The sequence below is a fragment of the Methylotenera sp. G11 genome (genome assembly GCF_000799735.1).
In the GTDB taxonomy this organism is placed as follows: domain Bacteria; phylum Pseudomonadota; class Gammaproteobacteria; order Burkholderiales; family Methylophilaceae; genus Methylotenera.
In genome coordinates, this window is the sequence record NZ_JUHH01000001.1 from 494,092 (window position 1) to 513,535 (window position 19,444).

The following is a 19,444-nucleotide window of genomic DNA, read 5'->3' on the forward strand; positions in this document are numbered from 1 at the left end:
GTGACTCTAGCTTAGGTTATTGGCCAGTAATGTTCTAACCGGTGCATAACTGCGCCTATGTACCGCTGATACCCCATGTGTACTGAGCATTTCCAGATGGTAAGGTGTCGGATATCCTTTGTGTTTTGCAAAGCCATATTGCGGATATTGCACATCGAGCGCATAAAGCTCTGCATCACGTGCAGTCTTGGCAAGGATGGATGCAGCAGAAATCGCCTGTACCTTGCTATCCCCTTTGACAATTGCTTCACATGGCAAGGCAATCTTCGGACATTTATTCCCGTCGACCTGTACCAGGTCGGGCAGCGTCTCCAGCATTTCTATGGCGCGCTTCATTGCCAGCAGACTTGCCTGCAGAATGTTGATCTCATCAATTTCTTCGGCGCTGCAGCTGGCAATTGCCCAAGCCAGCGATTTTCTTTTAATTTCGACAGCCAGAAAATCGCGCTTTTTCTCCGAAAGCTTCTTGGAATCCGCAAGGCCGACGATTGGCCGGCTGGGGTCAAGGATGACCGCTGCTGCATATACGCTGCCAGCCAAGGGGCCACGACCTGCTTCGTCTACGCCGCAGATCAGCATGGTCGAGGTCATTTCAGGTAAGCCAAAACCGCTGCGGCGGCTTTTTCGGCAGTGTTCTGACGTAAGCTATGGTGAATCTGGGTAAACTCCTGCTGAATCTCCAGCAGCTTGTTTTTGTCGTTCACCAGATTCAGGGCTGCTTCTGCCAGTTTTTCCGGAGTGGCATCGTCCTGCAATAACTCCGGTACAACAAACCTTTCCGCCAGCACATTCGGTAAGCCAACATAAGGCTGCAAGCGCATGCGCTTTAATAGCTGCCAGCTCAATTTAGGCATGCGGTAAGTGATCACCATAGGTTTTTTGAGTAATGCAGCTTCCAGGGTTGCGGTGCCCGAAGCAACAATCACGACGTCTGCAGCTTCCATTGCGTCATGCGCATGGCCAAATAAAAGTTCCAGCGGTAATTTTTCAGGTTCATTAAAAATTACCAGCTCAAAAATGCGGCGTGTTTCGCGTGTAATTAATGGCACAAGGAATTTGGCATCAGGGCGCACAGCATGGATGAGTTTTGCTGCCTGAACAAACAGATCCGCATGCTGCTGCACTTCACTCTGACGGCTGCCAGGCAGCATTGCTACAATAAGTACTGAGCTATCCAGCTTCAGTGTTTCGCGTGCCCCTGCAACATCAGGTACTAGCGGTAGCATGTCGGCCAGCGGATGGCCTACGTAACTCACGGAAATGCCGGCGCTCCGGTACAGTGCCGGCTCAAAAGGAAATAACGCCAGTATTTCAGTTACTGCATGCTTGATTTTTTTGATGCGGTTTTTGCGCCATGCCCAAATTGATGGGCTGACATAATGTATGGTTTTAACACCTTTGTTTTTCAATTTCCTTTCCAGCCAGAAATTAAAATCAGGCGCATCTATGCCAATAAATAAATCCAGGCGGTTCTCTATGAAATGATTCAATAACTGACGCCTGAGTTTAAGCAGTCCCCAAAGGTGTTTGAGCACTTCAAGGTAACCGCGTATGGATAGCCTCTCGATAGGAAACAGAGACTGCGCACCTTCGTTCATCATTTTAGGGCCGGCAATGCCGACAAACTCAATATCCGGGCGCTGTTGCTTCAAAGCACGGATAAGATGGCTGCCAAGCAGGTCGCCTGAAGCCTCACCAGCTACAATACCAATTCTGACCATAGCAGCGCTCTAGCGAATGATGCCGCGCGTAGATGCGTTCAGAAAGTCCGTCAGCAAGGCTATTTCGGGTGTTTCAGAATGCATGGCCAGCAACTCAGTTTTTGCCTCATCCAGCGACAAGCCTTTACGATACAGCGTTTTATAGGCGCGCTTGATCTGCAGGATGCTTTCTGCTGAAAAACCGCGTCGTTTCAAGCCCTCAGCATTAATGCCATGCGGTTTTGCATCATAACCGGCAGCGGTCACGTAGGTTGGAATATCCTTAAAAACTACTGATCCGACTGCTGTAATGACGTGGGAGCCGATTTTGCAGAACTGGTGTATCAAGGTAAAGCCGCCCAGAATTGCGTAGTCGTAGACGTCCACATGACCAGCCAGTGAGGAGTTGTTTGCAAAGATGGTGTTATTGCCGACCTGGCAGTCATGCGCGATATGCACATAAGCCATGATCCAGTTGCCGTTGCCGATCTTGGTTGTGCCTTTGTCTTGAATCGTGCCGCGGTTGAATGTGCAGAATTCGCGAATGGTATTGTTATCGCCGATTTCCAGCAAGGTGGGTTCATCCTTGTATTTTTTATCCTGTGGCACTTCGCCCAGTGATGAAAACTGGAAAATCTGGTTGTTCTTACCAATAGTGGTACAACCATTGATAGATACATGGCTGCTGATACGGGTTCCCGCATCAATCTTGACGTCGGGGCCAATAATAGAATAAGCGCCTACCTCCACACTTGAATCTAACTGTGCGGAAGGATCAATGATTGCGGTTGGATGGATTTTTGCAGTCTGCATTATTACGTCACTTGTTTTTCTATTAACTGTTGCTACTTAGCCGTACACGCTTATTTTTCAATGGCTTTCAATATACACATCATTTGCGCTTCGGCAACGACAGTGCCATCAACGCTGGCTACGCCGGTATATTTCCAGATGCCTTTCAGGATACGGTCAATTTTGACATTCAGGATAATCTGGTCACCGGGTGAAACTGGCTTTTTAAAGCGCGCGCTATCAATGCCTGCAAAATAATACACAGAATCATCACTTGGTTTTGTGTCCATGGTCTTGAAAGACAGAATGGCTGCGGCCTGTGCCATTGCCTCAACAATCAAAACACCAGGCATCACCGGGTGATATGGAAAATGACCAGGGAAATACGGTTCATTTACGCTGACATTCTTAATCGCAACAATTTCTTTACCTAGTTCCAAAGACACGACACGGTCTACCAGCACAAATGGATAACGATGTGGTAAGTGTTCCAGAATTTCATGGATATCCATGCCGGTAGTGTCTACTGTATTTGTCATGATGATTTCAGCCTGCTTTTAAGAGTGTGATTTTATTAATTATTTTTTACGAAAAGTTATTGTTGAGATTTTAATAATGCAATCTCTTTTTCCAGCGACTTGATTTTATCTGCAAAATCGTCCAGATGGCGTATTTTAGCAGCGGTGTTAAGCCATGCGCGATGCGTCTGGAATGGCATCAAGGCTGTATAAGTGTCAGCAGTGGCCAGGGAGCGTGTAATCATGCTGCCAGGAGAAATTGTAACGTTATCCGCTATTTCCAGATGCCCCAACACCATCGCTGCGCCACCAATTTTGCAGTGTCTACCAATGCGGGCGCTACCGGCAATGCCTACACAGCCGGCAATAACACTATGTGCGCCTATCACGCAGTTGTGGCCGATCTGAATCAGGTTATCAAGCTTTACCCCTTCTTCGATGATGGTGTCATCCAGGGCGCCGCGGTCTATTGTGGTGTTCGCACCGACATCCACATTGTCTTGCAGAATTGCGCGGCCAACCTGCGGGATTTTAATCCAGCGGCCGCCTTCTTCCGCATAGCCAAAGCCATCAGAGCCGATAACTGCGCCAGAAAAGATATGGCAGTTTTTACCGATTTCACAATGGTGCTTGATCGTAACATTGGGTTCCAAGCGCGTATGGTCGGCAATAGCAACATCATTTTCTATCACACAGCCGCTGCCGACGATGACGTGTTCACCCAAAACGACATTTTCACCTATGACTACCAATGCTCCGATGCTGCATGAGCCAGGAATCTGGGCAGAAGCGGCAACAACCGCCGTAGATGCAATGCCTGCCGGTGCAACAGTGACCGGGTTTAAAAATGCCGATACTTTAGCAAAATAGGCATACGGGTTGTCGGTGATGATTTTTGCTGCTGTCGTTAATTCGGTATGCGCATGCTTTAATATAAAAGCGCTGGCCTGGCTTGCAGCAACAGCTTTTTGATATTTAGAATCACTCACAAAGCTGATATCGCCTGCTTTTGCATTGGCAAGAGACGATACGCGCCGGATCAATGTACTGCCATCTCCAACGACAATTCCACCTAAGGCACTGACAATCTCATCAAGCGAGTATTGCTTACTCATTTATATAAACGCACATCTGTTCGCACTGGCTGCCTGATTACTTTTTACCCAGCATCTTCAGCACTTTGTCGGTGATATCGATTTTTTTACTTGCGTAAGCGACACCGCTGTAAACAACAAGATCATAACCTTCAGCTTCAGAAACAGATTGAACTGCTTTATTCACGCGGTCTTGCAAAGAACCCAGTTCTTCATTCTTGCGTAAATTAATATCTTCCCGCAGTTCTCTCTGTTTGCGCTGAAATTCAATTTTAATATTCTGGACATCACGCTCCTTGTTGCGTCGCTCGGCTTCGGAAATAGTCAAACCTTCCTTATCCAGAGTCGCTTCAAGATCTTTGATCTGTTTAGCCATACGGTCCAGTTCCTGTGAACGCGGGCTGAACTCGCGCTCGAGTTTTTTTCCGCTCTCAGCTGTCTGCGGCGCTTCCTGCAGAATTTTATCAACCTGTACGTAGCCGACTTTCAGGTCTGCAGATTGCGCATTCACTGCAAAGGTCACCAATCCCGCCATTACTAAACTTTTGAAAATTTTATTCAATTAATTTCTCCTAAAACCTACACTTCTGTCTTCGTCGTATTATGCCATAAGACATCGCAAAGCCTCTGTTTGCATACTTCTACAGAGCTTAAATTAGAACTGCTGACCCATCTGGAACTGTATGGACTGCGTATCATCGCCAGCTGCACTGTTAAGTGCTTTGGCATAGACGACTTTCAGCGGGCCAAACGGTGAAATCCAGCTTGCACCGATACCGGCTGAATACCTGAGATCGCCTAGGCTGTAAGTTTCGTTAGCGCCATACACGTTACCGGCATCTACAAAAGCACTCATTTTAAACTGGCTTGAGTTTTTCATACCGGGAACAGGGAAAAATAACTCGGCATTACCAAGCAGGCGCTTGGTGCCGCCTACAGAGTATTGCCTGTTGGTTACAGGGTCATAGTCTTTGGGTCCCAATGTGCCGTTCTGGTAGCCTCGAACGGAGCTTACACCGCCCATATAGTAGTTTTTAAAGAACGGATATTTTTCGTTGCCGTATGTATCGGCATAACCAATTTCACCGTTCAGCATAAAGGTATACCCGCTGAATACCTCTTTATACCAGGATTGTTTATAGTCAAGCTTGTAATATTCCAGATCCAGCACGGGCAATGATACTTCCGCAGTCAAGCGCTGCAGCACACCTTTGGTCGGGAAAAATACGGTATCCCTTGAGTCGTGCGTCCAGCCGGCTGATACCACTACGGAATCACTGCTGCAACCGCTGCTGTTCAGGCCGCAGTAATCTCTATATCGTTTAGGGCTGTCACTGTTTAAATCAATAGTAGTGAAGTCAGCTGCGATACCGAAGTTAATGCCGTCACGTTCATTTAATGGAATGCCAAAGCGTAAACCCGCGCCGTATGATGATGACTGGTAAGAGCCAACGTTGTTCAATTTGCTGGTATCTACATCGCGACGATACAGGTCAATACCCCTGCTTACCCCATCTGGCGTGAAATAAGGGTCAGTGAACGATAAAGAGTAAACCGTATTATATTTACCCGTATTCACCTGGGCACTTACGCGGTTGCCTGTGCCCAGGAAGTTATTCTGGTTCACTGTAACACCAAACACAACACCCTGGCTACTTGACAGGCCGGCACCAAACTGTACGCTGCCTGTAGATTTTTCAACGACACTGATATTCAGATCCACTTGGTCTGATGTACCGGGTACTGCCGGTGTTTCCACATTCACGTCCGAGAAATAGTCGGTACGCCTGATGCGCTCTTTCGATCGATTGATTTTGTTTGAAGCATACCAAGCGGACTCCAGCTGACGGATTTCACGGCGAATGACCTCGTCACGCGTGCGTGTGTTGCCGGCAATGTTGATGCGGCGTACGTACACACGTTTACCAGGGTCGACAAAAAAGGTGAACGCGGCTGTATGTTTTTCCTTATCAAGTTCCGGCACCGGATTGACGTTTGAAAAAGCGTAGCCGTCATCGCTTAATCGGTCACTGATGGCTTTGCTGGTCTGCGTCACTTTTTCACGGCTGAAAGTATCGCCGGCCTGAACCTGCATCAACTGGCGCAGTTCGTCCTCGGGCACCAGGGTTTCGCCGGCCAGTTTCACTTCTGAAATCGTGTATTTCTCGCCTTCGGTGATATTGACCGTAATGTAGATGTCTTTTTTATCCGGCGTTATCGATACCTGCGTAGAATCGATATTGAATTCAAGATAGCCCCGGTTCATATAGAAAGAACGCAGTGTTTCCAGGTCGGCATTCAGCTTTTGTTTGGAGTACTGGTCGTCCTTATTCCACCAACTCATCCAGTTTGGCGTAGTCAGCAGGAACTCAGCCCGTAGATCCTCGGTGCTGAAAGCCTGGTTGCCGACAATGTTGATATCACGGATTTTGGAAACAACACCTTCTTCAATATCAAAGCGGACAGCAACACGGTTACGCTCAAGCGGAGAAACCGTCGCTTTGACCGTTGCACCATATTTGCCTTGCGACAGATACTGCCGCTTGATTTCCTGCTCTGCGCGGTCCAGTTGTGATTTATCAAAAATCTGGCCTTCGGTGATGCCGATCTGTTTCAAACCCTCTTTCATTTTATCGGTAGGGAATGATTTGTTGCCGCTGAAGTCAATTTGAGAAATGGCAGAACGCTCTTGCACTGTTACGACCAGAACATCGCCTTCCGCCTCGATGCGTACATCCTTGAAAAATCCGGTGCCATAAAGAGATTTGATCGCCTGTGAAGCCAGGTCATCATTCATCGTCTCGCCGACTTTGACAGGCAAGTAACTAAAAACAGTACCGGCTTCTGTACGCTGAATCCCCTCGACCCGGATGTCTTTAACTACGAAGGGCTCAAGTGCTGCCGCCGAGCTTGCGTATAAGCCCGAAACCAGCAGCAATATAGACTTGAGTTTAATATTTTTTTGTTTCAAGTGTTGAATAGCCATTCAATTAGCCTGTTATCAATCTGTTCATATCATTATAAAGTGCCAAAACCATCATCCAGCCAAGAATAAAAAGCCCTATCCTTTGTCCGATACTTATTGCCGCTTCTGATACAGGTTTGCCCGTAAAAAATTCAACCATATAATACATGAAATGCCCGCCATCTAGTATCGGTATCGGTAATAGATTTAATATACCGATACTAATACTGACCAGTGCCAGAAAGCCGATAAAGACTTTAACACCCATATTGGCGCTTTGTCCTGCATAACTGGCGATGGTAACGGGGCCGCTCATGCCTTTCCATGACACATTGCCAATGAGCATGTTGCCCAGCATTTTCAGGCTGAACACGGATGTTTCCCATGTTTTTTCCAGGCTCTTTGCAAGTGCTTCCAGCACGGTAAAGTGCTGGATAACAAAATAACGGTCGAGCTGAGATTGTTCAATCTTGAATCCGGCACCTACGCGGCCAATCACTTTACCATTTTCCTTCACGGCATCGGGAGTCATAGACAGATGCTGCTGTTCAGGGCCACGCTGGATCACTACTTCTATCCTTTTTTCCGGGTGCAGCCTTACTTCCTGGACAAAAGCTTCCCAGTCGCTGATTTTTTTGTCGTTTATGGAGAGAATCAGGTCACCGACCCGCAGGCCCGCTGAATCGGCTGGGCTGTTGGCTAAAACCTCTCCAACGCGGGCGTCCGCTCTCGGCTGGTAGGCAGCCAGGCCCAACTGTTCCAGAATATCGATATTTGCATCGTCATGACTGAATCCGTTAGCCATTAATCTGTGTAAATGAATCTGTTGATGGCTATCTATGACTTGAATCTCAATGCTACGGCTTTTTAATGATTCATTTAATAGCAGCCAGCGCGCATCCTGCCAGCTTGCAACGTCTTTACCGTTGATCTTTTGAATCATATCCCCGGAGTGAATCTGGCTGGCAGCTGCCGGCGTGTTTTCCACCACTTCGCCTACATAAGGCTTGGCGCCGATGGTTCCGGTCAGGAACAGGGCCCAGTATAAAATCACAGCCAGCAGCAAATTTGCAAACGGCCCGGCAAGCACAATAGCCATTTTTTTGGCAACACTTTGCTGGTTAAGCGCGCGTGACATATCATGGGCAGGAGAGCCATCTTCACCGGAGGCTTGTTCGGCCTCCAGCATTTTCACATAACCGCCCAGTGGAATTGCGGCAATTGCGAATTCTGTCTGGTCACGGCCAATTTTTTTGCTCCAGATCGGTTTGCCGAAGCCGACAGAGAATTTGAGCACCTTGACTCCGCACCATCTGGCAACCTGGAAATGGCCATATTCGTGAACCGTAACCAGGATACCCAGTGTCAGGATGAAAGCTAAGATTGTTAACATGATGATTAGTCGCTATGGATAGATGCCAATTTGCTATGCATGGTTTTCAAGCCACAGGCTGGCAGCTCGCCTGGCTTTGGCATCCACTGTTGCAAGCTGCTCTATTGAAACCACATCTTCAATGACTGAAGCTGTCAATACGGATTCAATCATTAATGGGATATCCATAAAACCGATTCGTTCAGCCAGAAAAGCTTCTACTGCAATTTCGTTAGCCGCATTCAGGATAGCCGGTGCGGTTCCGCCTGCGTTAAGTGCATCGTACGCCAGACGCAGGCATGGGAAACGGCTGAAATCGGGCGCACAGAAATCCAGGCGGCCGATCTTGATCAGATCCAGGCTGTTTACACCGCTTTGCAGCCGATCCGGAAAACCCAAACCGTAAGCAATGGGTGTGCGCATGTCGGGGTTGCCTAATTGCGCCAGCACGCTGCCGTCGTTATATTCAACCATGGAATGAATCACGCTTTGCGGATGAACCACAACATCGATCTGATTGGCAGCGGCATTAAACAGCCAATGCGCCTCAATGACTTCCAGGCCTTTATTCATCATCGTTGCGGAATCGATAGTGATTTTAGGCCCCATTACCCAATTCGGGTGGTTCAGTGCCTGCGCGCGCGTTACGCTGCGCATGTCATCCAGGGTGGCATTACGGAACGGTCCGCCCGATGCAGTCAAGAGCACACGTTTGATACCGGCTTCCGCTAAGGATTTTGCACGCTGATGCGGCATTACCTGAAAAATGGCGTTATGTTCGCTGTCTATAGGCAGCAGCGTAGCCCCGCTTTCTTCTACGGCACGCATAAACAAACTGCCGGCCATGACCAGTGTTTCTTTATTCGCAAGCAGTATGCGCTTTCCTGCCTTCGCAGCGGCCATTGCCGGGTGCAGGCCTGCTGCGCCTACAATGGCCGCCATGACGGTATCGACTTCCGCGTGTGCTGCAACGTCTATCAATGCCTGTTCACCATGCAGGACGATGGTGCTGCTTTGTGCCGCCTTGAGTTGTGCGCCAAGTTCGGCAGCGGCTTGCGGCTGTAGCATCACGGCATATCGGGGGCTATGTTCTGAACATAAGCTGAACATGCTTTTTACATTATTGTTTGCTGTCAATGCGAATACTTTAAAACGCTCCGGATGCTGCGATATGACATCCAGGGTCTGGATGCCGATAGTGCCGGTAGCACCCAGGATTGCCACATTCTGAACAGTTTCCAAGGTCGGTTTGGACATTACGGGCTTGCTTTCTATTAATGTATGATCATCCATGCAGGCGAAAATATCCGGTTAGAAATGAAACAGCGGAAGATAGATCAGGAACAGCGTGAGGGGCAAGGTTGGCATGAACCCATCAATCCTATCCAGGATGCCGCCATGTCCGGGAAGCAATTGACTGCTATCCTTCAGGTTGGCTTTGCGTTTTAACAGTGACTCAACCAGGTCACCGATAATACTTAAGATCACAAGCAGCCAAAGGCAAACGATCAGCCAGGGACTGAAGTGCTGATAGTAACAAAGCACAATGCCATAAACCGTAACGGCAGACAATGCGCCCAAAACACCTTCCCATGTTTTACCGGGGCTGATTTCGGGAGCGAGCTTATGGCGGCCGAATTTTTTACCGGCAAAGTATGCGGCGCTGTCCGCAATGCTTACCGTGGCAACAACCCCTAATAACAACATGGGGTTAATGGCATGCAGCCCAACCAGACCAATCCATGTGGCAAACATCAGTAGCAAGCCCAAAGCCGCCATGGTGAATTTATTGCTGAAAGACCTGCGTGTAATGAGCCAGGCCGGTGCAAATATCAGCCAAAACAAGCTGGCAAGTCCGAGAAATGCAAACATGGCATAGCCTTGATATCTCACGAGCGGTGTCATATGCATATAAGCAAGCAGCAAACCGGATGCCAGTGCGGTTGCCAGAAGGACATTGCGCTGGTTCCTGTTCAACTGTATCAAAGTGCCCCACTCATACACACCCAGCAATGCAAGCCCTAAAGTAAGCAATGTCCAAACCGCGCCGGAAGCTGAAAACACAGCCGTCAATAATCCTATTAATATAGCTGCGGCAGTAATGATGCGGGTTTTTAGCATAAGTTGAAGGTAGTGTTAACTTGATAAAATCGAACGAATTTATTTTTGATAAAACCTAGGGTTTAGGCTTTTGTAATTGTTCACTTGTCCGCCCAAAACGTCGTTCACGTTTTTCATAGGATTGAATCGCGAGGCTGAAAGCGTCCTCATTGAAGTCAGGCCACAGCGTATCGGTAAAATATAACTCGGTATATGCAAGCTGCCACAGCAGAAAATTACTGATGCGCATCTCACCGCCGGTTCTGATAAAAAGATCAGGTTCAGGCGCATAACTCATGGACAGGTATGGCTGCAGGTTTTCTTCCTGGTATTTTCCGGCCAATTCCGGTAGCGCAACCTGCATTTTATTCATGGCCTGCAATATATCCCAGCGGCCGCCATAATTGGCTGCAATTGTCAGCACCAGGCCAGTGTTGCCTGCCGTCAGTCGTTCAGAGGCTTCGATTTGCTCAATCAGCTTTGCTTCGAACTGGCTGCGATCCCCAATCATCACCAGTTTGATATTGTTCTGGTGCAGCTTCACTACTTCCCGTTCCAGGGCGTCCATGAACAAGCCCATCAGAAACGAAACTTCCTCAGGTGGGCGCCGCCAGTTCTCACTGCTGAATGCAAACAGCGTTAAAAACTCGACATTGAGTTTCACGCACTGCTTGACCAGTTCGCGCACAGTCTCTACGCCGCGTTTATGCCCGGCTATCCTGGGTAAAAAACGCTTGCGTGCCCAGCGTCCATTGCCATCCATGATCACGGCAATGTGCTTGGGAACGGCAGTCACCTTAGGGATACGCTGTGTTGCGCTTGAGAATAAAGACAATCAATGCCCCAAATCTATACGGCAATGCTGAATGGATATTTTCAAATCAGCCACTGCTTATACCGCCATCAAATCTGCTTCTTTAACCTGCAGTATTTTATCGACTTCAGCCACTGCCCTGTCTGTCGCTTTTTGCACTTCATCTTGCGCACGACGCTCGTCGTCTTCTGAAATCAGCTTATCCTTGATCAGTTTTTTCAGTGCATCGTTTGCATCGCGTCGGATGTTGCGGATTGATACTTTTGCGCTTTCGCCCTCAGTACGTACGATTTTAGTCATTTCACGGCGACGTTCTTCAGTGAGCATAGGCATAGGCACACGAATCAAATCACCGTTGGTGGCAGGATTCAAACCCAAGTCGCAGTCGCGAATGGCCTTTTCCACTTTTGAAATCATGTTCTTTTCATAAGGCTGTACATTAATTGTACGGGCATCGCCAAGATTGACATTGGCTACCTGGTTCACTGAAACCATGGATCCGTAATACTCAACCATCACGTGATCAAGCAGGCCGGTATGAGCGCGGCCGGTACGGATTTTAGCCAAATCATTCTTAAGTGCTTCCAATGATTTCTGCATTTTTTGTTCTGCTGTTTTTTTTACGTCTTCTAACATTTATATCTCCAACTCAATTTCTGACAGTTTATTGATCATCAGCTATCGCCGCAGCATGATCGCTGCCTGTAAAATCATCAAGGTAATACTTTCGTACCTTCATCCTCACCCATCACTACTTTTTTCAGGGCACCTTGCTTGAAGATGCTGAAAACCGAAATCGGCAGTTTCTGATCGCGACACAGGGTTAAAGCTGTCGCATCCATCACTTTAAGGTTTTTGATGATGGCCTCATCAAAAGTAATGGTTTTGTAACGCATGGCTTCCGGATTGGTTTTAGGATCGTCGGTATATACGCCGTCTACCTTAGTGGCCTTGATGACGACTTCCGCATTGATTTCCATGCCGCGCAAAGCAGCTGCAGTATCCGTGGTAAAGAACGGATTGCCGGTCCCGGCACCGAAAATCACGACCCGCCCTTCTTCCAGATAGCGAATGGCTTTTCCGCGGATATAGGGCTCGGCAACCTGCTCAATGCTTAATGCCGACTGTACGCGTGCATTTAAACCGATGTTTTTCATGGCATCCTGCAAAGCCATGGCGTTCATGACTGTCGCCAGCATCCCCATATAATCGGCTGTTGCCCTATCCATGCCTGCTGCAGCCGGTGCGACACCTCGAAAAATATTACCGCCACCGATTACAACAGCTACCTGCACTCCCAAATCAACAACTTCTTTAATTTCATTAACGATGCGAGTGATCGTGGCGCGATTAATGCCGTAAGCATCATCTCCCATCAAAGCCTCACCAGAAAGTTTAAGTAAAATGCGCTTATAGGCTGGTTGTGACACGGGGGCTCCTCAATTTTCAAGTTTGCTTATTTAAGCATAAAACGTGGTTCTTAGGCATAAAATTAAGCCCAAGACGGATAAAATCCATTCAAAAATACACTAAAAAAAATGGACTAAGCTCCAGGCTTAATCCATTTTGATTTTGATGCGGTAATTAAACTAAATTACCGATTTTATTACTTACAGTTTTGCTGCGGCTGCAACTTCTGCTGCGTAGTCAACCACAACTTTTTCAATGCCTTCACCAACGGTGTACATGGTGAATGAAGCAATGCTGGCGCCTTTTGACTTAAGCAGTTGTTCGATAGTGAACTTGTCATCTTTAACAAAAACCTGGCTCAGCAAAGTCACTTCTTTCAGGAATTTCTGCACGGTACCATCTGCAATTTTTTCAAGCATTGCTTCAGGCTTGCCTGCTTCTTTTGCTTTTTCAATCGCAACGCGGCGCTCAGCTTCGATCAGGCTGGCATCGATACCGGAAGCATCCAGTGATTTTGGCTTGGCTGCAGCAATGTGCATGGCAATATCTTTAGCCAGAACATCGTCGCCACCTACTAAATCAACTAAAACACCGATTTTGCTGCCGTGTACATAGCTGGCCAATTTACCTTGTGCAACTGGACGCACAAAGCGACGTGGTGTGATGTTTTCACCGATTTTACCAACTAATTGCGCGCGAGTTTCCTCAACTGTTGCACCACTCATAGGCAGGTTGGCAACGGCTTCAATGTCGTTTGCATTGCTGGCAGCAATTACGCCGGCCAATTCATTTACAAACTTCAGGAAGTCTTCATTTTTAGCACAGAAGTCAGTTTCAGAGTTAACTTCAACCATAGCACCAGTTTTGCCGTCAGCACTGATGCTGATGCCAACTGTACCTTCAGCGGCTACGCGACCCGCAGCCTTGCTTGCTTTGTTGCCAAAGCGAACACGCAAGATTTCTTCTGCACGCGTCATGTCGCCATCAGCTTCTGACAACGCTTTTTTACAGTCCATCATTGGCGCATCTGTGCGCTCACGCAATTCTTTTACCATACCTGCGGTAATTTCAGCCATTTCAAGCTCCTTATTTTAATAAACTACATTATATTTGTAGTTTAATTAATTGATTTTAATGTTATTTAATGGGGTCATTAAACTAAAAAGGGGCGCTAGGCCCCTTTTTAGTTGAGTAATGCTATTCAGCAGCTGTTTCAGCTGTTTCTTCGCTAGATGCTTTAACAATTTCATTGATTACAGAGCTGCGGCCTTCCAGCACGGCATCTGCAATACCACGAGCGTACAAGCGAATTGCACGGCTAGAGTCATCGTTACCTGGAATAACGTAGGCTACGCCATCAGGTGAGTTGTTTGTATCAACAACGCCAATTACTGGGATGCCTAATTTGGCTGCTTCAGTAATAGCGCCACTTTCATGACCAACGTCGATGATGAAAATTGCATCAGGCAAGCCGCCCATTTCTTTAATGCCGCCAATTGAACGCTCAAGTTTTTCAACTTCACGTTTGTAGCCTAAAGCTTCTTTTTTGCCGAACTTGTCCAAACTGCCATCCTGCAGCATTGTTTCGAAGTCATTCAAGCGCTTGATGGATTGCTTGACTGTTTTAAAGTTAGTCAGCATGCCGCCCAACCAGCGATGGTTAACATAAGAGCAACCTGCGCGGGTTGCTTCTTCTTTAACGATATCGCGAGCCTGGCGTTTTGTACCTACGAACAGGATACGACCCTTGTTAGCAGCCAATGTACGCACGTGTTTAAGTGCATCTTCAAACATTGGCAATGTTTTTTCAAGGTTAACGATATGGATTTTGTTGCGATCGCCAAAAATGAACGGGGCCATTTTTGGGTTCCAGTAACGGGTTTGATGGCCGAAGTGAACTCCAGCTTCCAACATCTGACGCATAGTAACAGACATATAAATCTCTCTTCAAAAGGGTTATTCATTCATACAACACCAAAAACACCTCAGTTCGGCAACTTTTGAGCAAAGCCCACAGCTTAAAACCAAAGCACCCTTGATTGGGTTGCATGTAAATTTATACATTAACTATATGATTTTTATAAAAAACCACAGTAGAAACGCATTTTGCAGAAATTGCAAAGGCGAAATTGTAACACCAAGCGATTGAGTTAGCTAGGATTTTAATGCGATTTGAAAGCTGGACCTGATAAGTTGTACCCCGCCCTTTCAGTCACCGCGCCTGGCGGGCTAAAGCGATGCAGCGCTTATTGTAAGTGAATTCACACAGGCCTGCATTGAAATACCCTGCTTAATTAGTACAGTATTGCCTATAGTGCCGGCAGCATATGCTAAAATAAGCCATTAAATATTTGAATTCAGGCATCATGGCAATCTCAATTAAAAACCAGCAGGATATTGAAAAAATGCGTATAGCAGGCAGGTTGGCTGCGGAAGTCCTGGACTTCATTACGCCGCATGTTGTGCACGGTGTCACTACCGACCAGCTTGACAAGCTTTGCCATGATTACATTGTGAATGTTCAGAATGCCATACCGGCACCGCTTAATTATGCTCCGGATGGGCATAAGCCTTACCCGAAATCCATCTGCACATCCATTAACCAGCAGATATGCCATGGTGTGCCGAGTGACAAAGCGCTCAAGAACGGTGATATTGTCAATATTGACATTACGGTCATCAAGGACGGTTACCATGGCGATACCAGCCGCATGTTTTGCGTAGGTGAAGTTTCAATCCAGGCAAAGCGGCTGTGTGACATTACTTATCAGGCGATGTGGATAGGCATTTCAAAGGTCAAAGCCGGTGCCACACTGGGTGATATCGGTTATGCCATTCAAACTTTTGCTGAAAAAAGCGGTTACAGCGTGGTGCGCGAATTCTGTGGCCATGGTATCGGTAAAGTATTCCACGAGGAACCACAAGTGCTGCATTACGGCAAACCAGGCATGGGCCTTAAACTGCAGGCAGGCATGATGTTTACAATTGAGCCGATGATCAATGCCGGTAAACGCGACATCAAACAAATGCCGGACGGGTGGACAATCGTTACCAAGGACCGCAGCTTATCCGCTCAATGGGAACACACCATACTGGTTACTGAAACCGGCTATGAAATCATGACATTATCCAGCGGTACACCGCCTGCACCTGATTTCATTACAAAAACATCAGCTTAAAAAAGGCCTTGGTTATTCAGACCGACCAGCAGCAGCCATCATGCAAAGCCAAGCCCAATCCGCAGACATTGAAAAAAATAATATTGGCGCATTACGTCAATATTTGCAGAATGGTTTTCTGGCCCTAAAAACAAGCTATGCGGAAAAGCCAAGCATCGCGCATTTGTTTCGCCAGCACTGTAAGCTGATTGATCAACTACTCATCAAAATATGGGCAGAACTGCACATCGACTCACGTTGCTGCCTTATCGCTGTAGGAGGCTATGGTCGCGGCGAACTCTACCCCTACTCCGATATAGACTTGCTGATACTGATTCCCGAACACGCCGGGAACGATGACAGCCTGAATCAGGACATTGAAAGGCTGGTCGGTTTGATGTGGGACCTTGGCCTGAATGTCGGGCACAGCGTGCGTACCTTGAGTGAGTGCACGGATGAAGCAAAGAAAGATATCACTGTCCAAACCAACCTGCTTGAATCGCGCCTGCTGACCGGCGATAAAGTCCTATATCAAAGTTTTCGGGCAAACGCACAGCAAATTACTGATCCTTTAGCGTTTTTTAATGCAAAACTGAAAGAACAGGATCAGCGCCACGCGAAATACAACGATACCGCGTACAACCTGGAACCCAATATCAAAGAGAGTCCGGGCGGGCTGCGCGACTTGCATATGATCATCTGGCTGACGCGCAGCTTGAACCTGCACAGCGGTTCGCACCTTAATTTAAGCAGCATCTGGGCAGCCCTCACCAGGCTCCACATTATCTCCGCATCCGAAGCGAAGCAGATACGCCACCATGAGAAGAAATTGCAGTCATTGCGCATCCAGCTGCACTTTTTAAGTCGGCGCCGTGAAGATCGATTGCTGTTTGATTTCCAGAATGACCTTGCATCCATGCTCGGATATATGAATACGCCAAACCGGCGGGCCAGCGAGCAACTCATGCAGGGTTATTACCGCAGCGTTAAATACATCAGCCTGATGAACGAAATCCTGCTTAAGCAATTCAAGCAGATGCTATCGGCTACGCCGCCGGCAATCCGCCCTGTGAATGACCGCTTTGAAGCCCATGACCAATTGCTTGAGGCCAGAACCGCAGACTTGTTACAGCGACAGCCATCGGCGATTTTCGAAGCATTTTTGCTCATGCAGCAGAACTCACCGCTTACAGGCATGGGAGCGGCTCTGATACGTAACCTGCAGCGTGCTAAAAAGCTGGTTAACCGGGATTTCAGACAATCTCTGCAGTGCAGAAAACTTTTCATTGAAATCCTGTCTCAGCCGAATGGGGTCAACCATACCCTGCGTGCAATGAATCGTTATGGGATATTGGGGAGTTATATTCCGGCGTTTGGGCGCATTATAGGCCAAATGCAGCATGACTTGTTTCATGTTTATACCGTAGATGAGCACATACTGAATGTACTGGCGAATCTGCGCCGTTTTTCAAAACCGGAACTCAAGCATGAGTTTCCTTTGTGCAGCAAATTATTCTCAGAGTTCGATGCACCGCATTTGCTGTATCTAGCAGCTTTATTTCACGATATTGCAAAAGGCAGGGGTGGAGACCATTCGACCTTGGGTAAAGTCGATGCAGCAAGGTTCTGCAAACTGCATGGCTTATCGAAAGCCGATAGTGCCCTGGTCACATGGTTGGTTGAATCGCATTTAAAAATGTCGCTAACCGCGCAGAAGTCGGATTTGTCTGACCCTGGCGTTATTGAATCATTCGCGCAGCTGGTTGAGGATGAGCGCAGGTTGGTTGCGCTTTATTTACTCACGGTTGCAGATATTCGCGGCACCAGCCCCCACATCTGGAATGCATGGAAAGCCCGCCTGCTCGAGAGCCTGTTTCATGAAACAAAGCGCGCCCTGGCTGACCCAGTCTTTCATACCAGGCAGATCATCACCAAGCGGATTGAGGAGGCTTCTGCAAAGCTAATCCGCTATGGCATCAGCAGGGAAACTTACGAACAGATGTGGCAGCAGTTCGGGGAAAACTACTTTACCCGCCATGAGGCTGATGAAATCGCCTGGCATAGCCGTTTGCTGACCCCGCACCTGCATAGCGTCAAATCTATCGTGCGTGCAAGGTTAAGCCCTTATGGCGATGGCATTCAGGTCATGATCTACACCAGGGATCAGAATGAGATATTTGCAAAAATCTGCAATTTCTTCGATCGGATGGGCTACAACATTGTTGAAGCTAAAATCTATACAACCAGCCATGGATATGCGCTGGATAGCTTCATTATCCTGGATCAGGCGAACAAATCAATCAGCTACAGCGGCCTGCTGAAATTCATAGAGACAAAACTTACGGATAAGCTGGATAACCGGGATGCGCTGGAGTCGCCGCTCAAAGGCCGCATCAGTCGCCAGGTAAAACATATGCCGATACAGGCGCAAGTCACGATCACGGAAGACCCTGACAACAACAACCATATCGTTGATATCATCGCCAATGACCGGCCCGGGTTGCTGGCAACCGTCGCGCAGCAGTTCCTGATATACGATGTGGAACTGCACAACGCCAAAATCAACACTTTAGGCAACCGTGCTGAAGATACGTTTTTAATTTCAGCCAGAAACAGCCAGAAACTGGATGCCCAGCACATTAAATCCCTTTGCCAGGCAATGCTTAAAAACATTTAGCCCAGCTTGTAGTGCTTACGTAGCGCCTGTTTAATATTCCAGGTGCAAGCCATGCCTGCCGGGAATGTCACCAGGTCGCCAGCTGCAAAACTTACCGGCTCACCGCCATTGGGTGTGACGGTCACCTCACCTTCCAGAATGTAAGCGATTTCCTGCGTGCCGAAACTCCATGGAAACTGTGACACTTCTTTAGACCAGGTTGGCCAGCGTGAAACACCCAAAGCAAGCAGTTTTTCCTGGTTGGGTTTCTCTACGATAATTTTGCTCATTTTGAACTCCGATCATAAATCAAGCGCAATAAAAAAAGCCCCGGTTACCCGAGGCTTTCATTCTAAGCATTATCAGCACTTAATGCATCAAGTTGCCATTAAGAATGTTTGTAGTGTTTTTTCAACTGCTTGGTCACTTCCCAGTTTGATTTCAAACCTTTAGGGAACACAACGAAATCACCTGCTTTGATCACAACGGTTTCGCCACCTTGTGGAGTCACGCGGATCTCGCCTTCCAGCACGTAAGCGCTTTCTGTCATGCTGAAGTCCAGCGGAAATTTAGAAGGCGCACAATCCCAAATAGACCAGCTGGATACACCTAATTCCTTCAATTTTTCTTGTGACGGGTTATGGTCAATAATGATTTGGCTCATTGTTTCATCCTTAAAATTTAATGGCTGCAAAAACAAATGCCGCTCATAAAAGCGGCATCTATAAATCTGGCGGAAGAGGTGAGATTCGAACTCACGGTGGGCGTGAACCCACGACAGTTTTCAAGACTGTAGCATTAAACCGCTCTGCCACTCTTCCGTGTCTGTTTCGCTACCTGCGTAACGAAGGCAGCATTATAACAA

19 protein-coding genes and 1 tRNA gene are annotated in these 19,444 nt (G+C 47.6%); 2 read left to right on the forward strand and 18 right to left on the reverse strand.

All coding sequences use genetic code 11. From position 1 onward, the window contains the following. Window positions 1-6: 6 nt before the first annotated feature. The 15 genes from rnhB to rpsB all read right to left on the reverse strand — a co-directional run bounded on the left by rnhB (window position 7) and on the right by rpsB (window position 14,700). Window positions 7-591, reverse strand: coding sequence for a ribonuclease HII (gene rnhB, locus GQ51_RS02320; RefSeq protein ID WP_047549313.1), 585 nt, complete (start codon window positions 589-591; stop codon window positions 7-9). After that, on the reverse strand, window positions 588-1,721 hold the full coding sequence (gene lpxB / locus GQ51_RS02325; protein WP_047549316.1) for a lipid-A-disaccharide synthase: 1,134 nt from the start codon (window positions 1,719-1,721) through the stop codon (window positions 588-590). Before lpxB ends, rnhB begins: the two co-directional genes overlap by 4 nt. Before the next feature lie 9 nt (window positions 1,722-1,730). Beyond that, window positions 1,731-2,513 (reverse strand): acyl-ACP--UDP-N-acetylglucosamine O-acyltransferase, encoded by a 783-nt coding sequence (gene lpxA, locus GQ51_RS02330; RefSeq protein WP_047549319.1) that lies wholly within the window; start codon window positions 2,511-2,513, stop codon window positions 1,731-1,733. Between the two features lie 50 nt (window positions 2,514-2,563). Continuing rightward, window positions 2,564-3,031, reverse strand: coding sequence for a 3-hydroxyacyl-ACP dehydratase FabZ (gene fabZ, locus GQ51_RS02335; RefSeq protein WP_047549322.1), 468 nt, complete (start codon window positions 3,029-3,031; stop codon window positions 2,564-2,566). 56 nt (window positions 3,032-3,087) lie between these two features. Continuing rightward, window positions 3,088-4,125, reverse strand: a complete 1,038-nt coding sequence (lpxD, locus tag GQ51_RS02340; RefSeq protein WP_047549325.1) for a UDP-3-O-(3-hydroxymyristoyl)glucosamine N-acyltransferase — start codon at window positions 4,123-4,125, stop codon at window positions 3,088-3,090. A 37-nt stretch (window positions 4,126-4,162) separates the two neighbouring features. Beyond that, on the reverse strand, window positions 4,163-4,639 hold the full coding sequence (locus GQ51_RS02345) for an OmpH family outer membrane protein (RefSeq protein ID WP_081987160.1): 477 nt from the start codon (window positions 4,637-4,639) through the stop codon (window positions 4,163-4,165). A 120-nt stretch (window positions 4,640-4,759) separates the two neighbouring features. Then, window positions 4,760-7,090, reverse strand: a complete 2,331-nt coding sequence (bamA, locus tag GQ51_RS02350; RefSeq protein WP_047549331.1) for an outer membrane protein assembly factor BamA — start codon at window positions 7,088-7,090, stop codon at window positions 4,760-4,762. A 4-nt stretch (window positions 7,091-7,094) separates the two neighbouring features. Beyond that, the gene (gene rseP, locus GQ51_RS02355; protein WP_047549333.1) at window positions 7,095-8,462 is read right to left on the reverse strand and encodes an RIP metalloprotease RseP; all 1,368 of its coding nucleotides are present in this window, start codon (window positions 8,460-8,462) and stop codon (window positions 7,095-7,097) included. 33 nt (window positions 8,463-8,495) lie between these two features. Further along, complete coding sequence (gene ispC, locus GQ51_RS02360) at window positions 8,496-9,698, reverse strand: 1-deoxy-D-xylulose-5-phosphate reductoisomerase (protein WP_047549336.1); 1,203 nt, start codon at window positions 9,696-9,698, stop codon at window positions 8,496-8,498. Between the two features lie 54 nt (window positions 9,699-9,752). Then, window positions 9,753-10,562, reverse strand: coding sequence for a phosphatidate cytidylyltransferase (locus tag GQ51_RS02365; protein WP_047549338.1), 810 nt, complete (start codon window positions 10,560-10,562; stop codon window positions 9,753-9,755). 55 nt (window positions 10,563-10,617) lie between these two features. Next, window positions 10,618-11,376, reverse strand: a complete 759-nt coding sequence (locus GQ51_RS02370; RefSeq protein ID WP_047549342.1) for an isoprenyl transferase — start codon at window positions 11,374-11,376, stop codon at window positions 10,618-10,620. 57 nt (window positions 11,377-11,433) lie between these two features. Continuing rightward, on the reverse strand, window positions 11,434-11,991 hold the full coding sequence (gene frr / locus GQ51_RS02375) for a ribosome recycling factor (protein ID WP_047549345.1): 558 nt from the start codon (window positions 11,989-11,991) through the stop codon (window positions 11,434-11,436). 77 nt (window positions 11,992-12,068) lie between these two features. After that, the gene (gene pyrH / locus GQ51_RS02380) at window positions 12,069-12,785 is read right to left on the reverse strand and encodes a UMP kinase (RefSeq protein ID WP_047549348.1); all 717 of its coding nucleotides are present in this window, start codon (window positions 12,783-12,785) and stop codon (window positions 12,069-12,071) included. A gap of 180 nt (window positions 12,786-12,965) precedes the next feature. Further along, window positions 12,966-13,841, reverse strand: coding sequence for a translation elongation factor Ts (tsf, locus tag GQ51_RS02385; protein WP_047549351.1), 876 nt, complete (start codon window positions 13,839-13,841; stop codon window positions 12,966-12,968). Window positions 13,842-13,962: 121 nt separating this feature from the next. Then, window positions 13,963-14,700 (reverse strand): 30S ribosomal protein S2, encoded by a 738-nt coding sequence (gene rpsB / locus GQ51_RS02390; RefSeq protein WP_047549353.1) that lies wholly within the window; start codon window positions 14,698-14,700, stop codon window positions 13,963-13,965. Window positions 14,701-15,131: 431 nt separating this feature from the next. On the opposite strand from rpsB, the gene map reads away from it, so the two are divergent. Next, a complete protein-coding gene (gene map / locus GQ51_RS02395; RefSeq protein ID WP_047553612.1) occupies window positions 15,132-15,944 on the forward strand; it encodes a type I methionyl aminopeptidase in 813 nt (270 codons plus the stop codon). Window positions 15,945-15,984: 40 nt separating this feature from the next. Continuing rightward, window positions 15,985-18,600: a [protein-PII] uridylyltransferase gene (locus GQ51_RS02400; protein ID WP_047549356.1), complete on the forward strand. Its 2,616-nt coding sequence runs from the start codon at window positions 15,985-15,987 to the stop codon at window positions 18,598-18,600. On the opposite strand, the gene GQ51_RS02405 is transcribed toward GQ51_RS02400, so the two are convergent. The 3 genes from GQ51_RS02405 to GQ51_RS02415 form a co-directional block, all read right to left on the reverse strand. Beyond that, window positions 18,597-18,869 (reverse strand): cupin domain-containing protein, encoded by a 273-nt coding sequence (locus GQ51_RS02405; protein ID WP_047549359.1) that lies wholly within the window; start codon window positions 18,867-18,869, stop codon window positions 18,597-18,599. The two genes, GQ51_RS02400 and GQ51_RS02405, sit on opposite strands and share 4 nt — an antisense overlap. 98 nt (window positions 18,870-18,967) lie before the next feature. After that, a complete protein-coding gene (locus GQ51_RS02410) occupies window positions 18,968-19,243 on the reverse strand; it encodes a cupin domain-containing protein (protein WP_047553614.1) in 276 nt (91 codons plus the stop codon). 67 nt (window positions 19,244-19,310) lie between these two features. Beyond that, window positions 19,311-19,400: transfer RNA gene (locus tag GQ51_RS02415), tRNA-Ser, on the reverse strand. Between the last annotated feature and the right edge of the window lie 44 nt (window positions 19,401-19,444).

What these genes read in the sequence shown, in the direction of transcription:
- rnhB (WP_047549313.1), bottom strand. Translation starts at nt 591, where the DNA reads ATGACCTCGACCATGCTGATCTGCGGCGTAGACGAAGCAGGTCGTGGC.
- lpxB (WP_047549316.1), bottom strand. Translation starts at nt 1,721, where the DNA reads ATGGTCAGAATTGGTATTGTAGCTGGTGAGGCTTCAGGCGACCTGCTT.
- lpxA (WP_047549319.1), bottom strand. Translation starts at nt 2,513, where the DNA reads ATGCAGACTGCAAAAATCCATCCAACCGCAATCATTGATCCTTCCGCA.
- fabZ (WP_047549322.1), bottom strand. Translation starts at nt 3,031, where the DNA reads ATGACAAATACAGTAGACACTACCGGCATGGATATCCATGAAATTCTG.
- lpxD (WP_047549325.1), bottom strand. Translation starts at nt 4,125, where the DNA reads ATGAGTAAGCAATACTCGCTTGATGAGATTGTCAGTGCCTTAGGTGGA.
- GQ51_RS02345 (WP_081987160.1), bottom strand. Translation starts at nt 4,639, where the DNA reads ATGGCGGGATTGGTGACCTTTGCAGTGAATGCGCAATCTGCAGACCTG.
- bamA (WP_047549331.1), bottom strand. Translation starts at nt 7,090, where the DNA reads ATGGCTATTCAACACTTGAAACAAAAAAATATTAAACTCAAGTCTATA.
- rseP (WP_047549333.1), bottom strand. Translation starts at nt 8,462, where the DNA reads ATGTTAACAATCTTAGCTTTCATCCTGACACTGGGTATCCTGGTTACG.
- ispC (WP_047549336.1), bottom strand. Translation starts at nt 9,698, where the DNA reads ATGTCCAAACCGACCTTGGAAACTGTTCAGAATGTGGCAATCCTGGGT.
- GQ51_RS02365 (WP_047549338.1), bottom strand. Translation starts at nt 10,562, where the DNA reads ATGCTAAAAACCCGCATCATTACTGCCGCAGCTATATTAATAGGATTA.
- frr (WP_047549345.1), bottom strand. Translation starts at nt 11,991, where the DNA reads ATGTTAGAAGACGTAAAAAAAACAGCAGAACAAAAAATGCAGAAATCA.
- tsf (WP_047549351.1), bottom strand. Translation starts at nt 13,841, where the DNA reads ATGGCTGAAATTACCGCAGGTATGGTAAAAGAATTGCGTGAGCGCACA.
- rpsB (WP_047549353.1), bottom strand. Translation starts at nt 14,700, where the DNA reads ATGTCTGTTACTATGCGTCAGATGTTGGAAGCTGGAGTTCACTTCGGC.
- map (WP_047553612.1), top strand. Translation starts at nt 15,132, where the DNA reads ATGGCAATCTCAATTAAAAACCAGCAGGATATTGAAAAAATGCGTATA.
- GQ51_RS02400 (WP_047549356.1), top strand. Translation starts at nt 15,985, where the DNA reads ATGCAAAGCCAAGCCCAATCCGCAGACATTGAAAAAAATAATATTGGC.
- GQ51_RS02405 (WP_047549359.1), bottom strand. Translation starts at nt 18,869, where the DNA reads ATGAGCAAAATTATCGTAGAGAAACCCAACCAGGAAAAACTGCTTGCT.
- GQ51_RS02410 (WP_047553614.1), bottom strand. Translation starts at nt 19,243, where the DNA reads ATGAGCCAAATCATTATTGACCATAACCCGTCACAAGAAAAATTGAAG.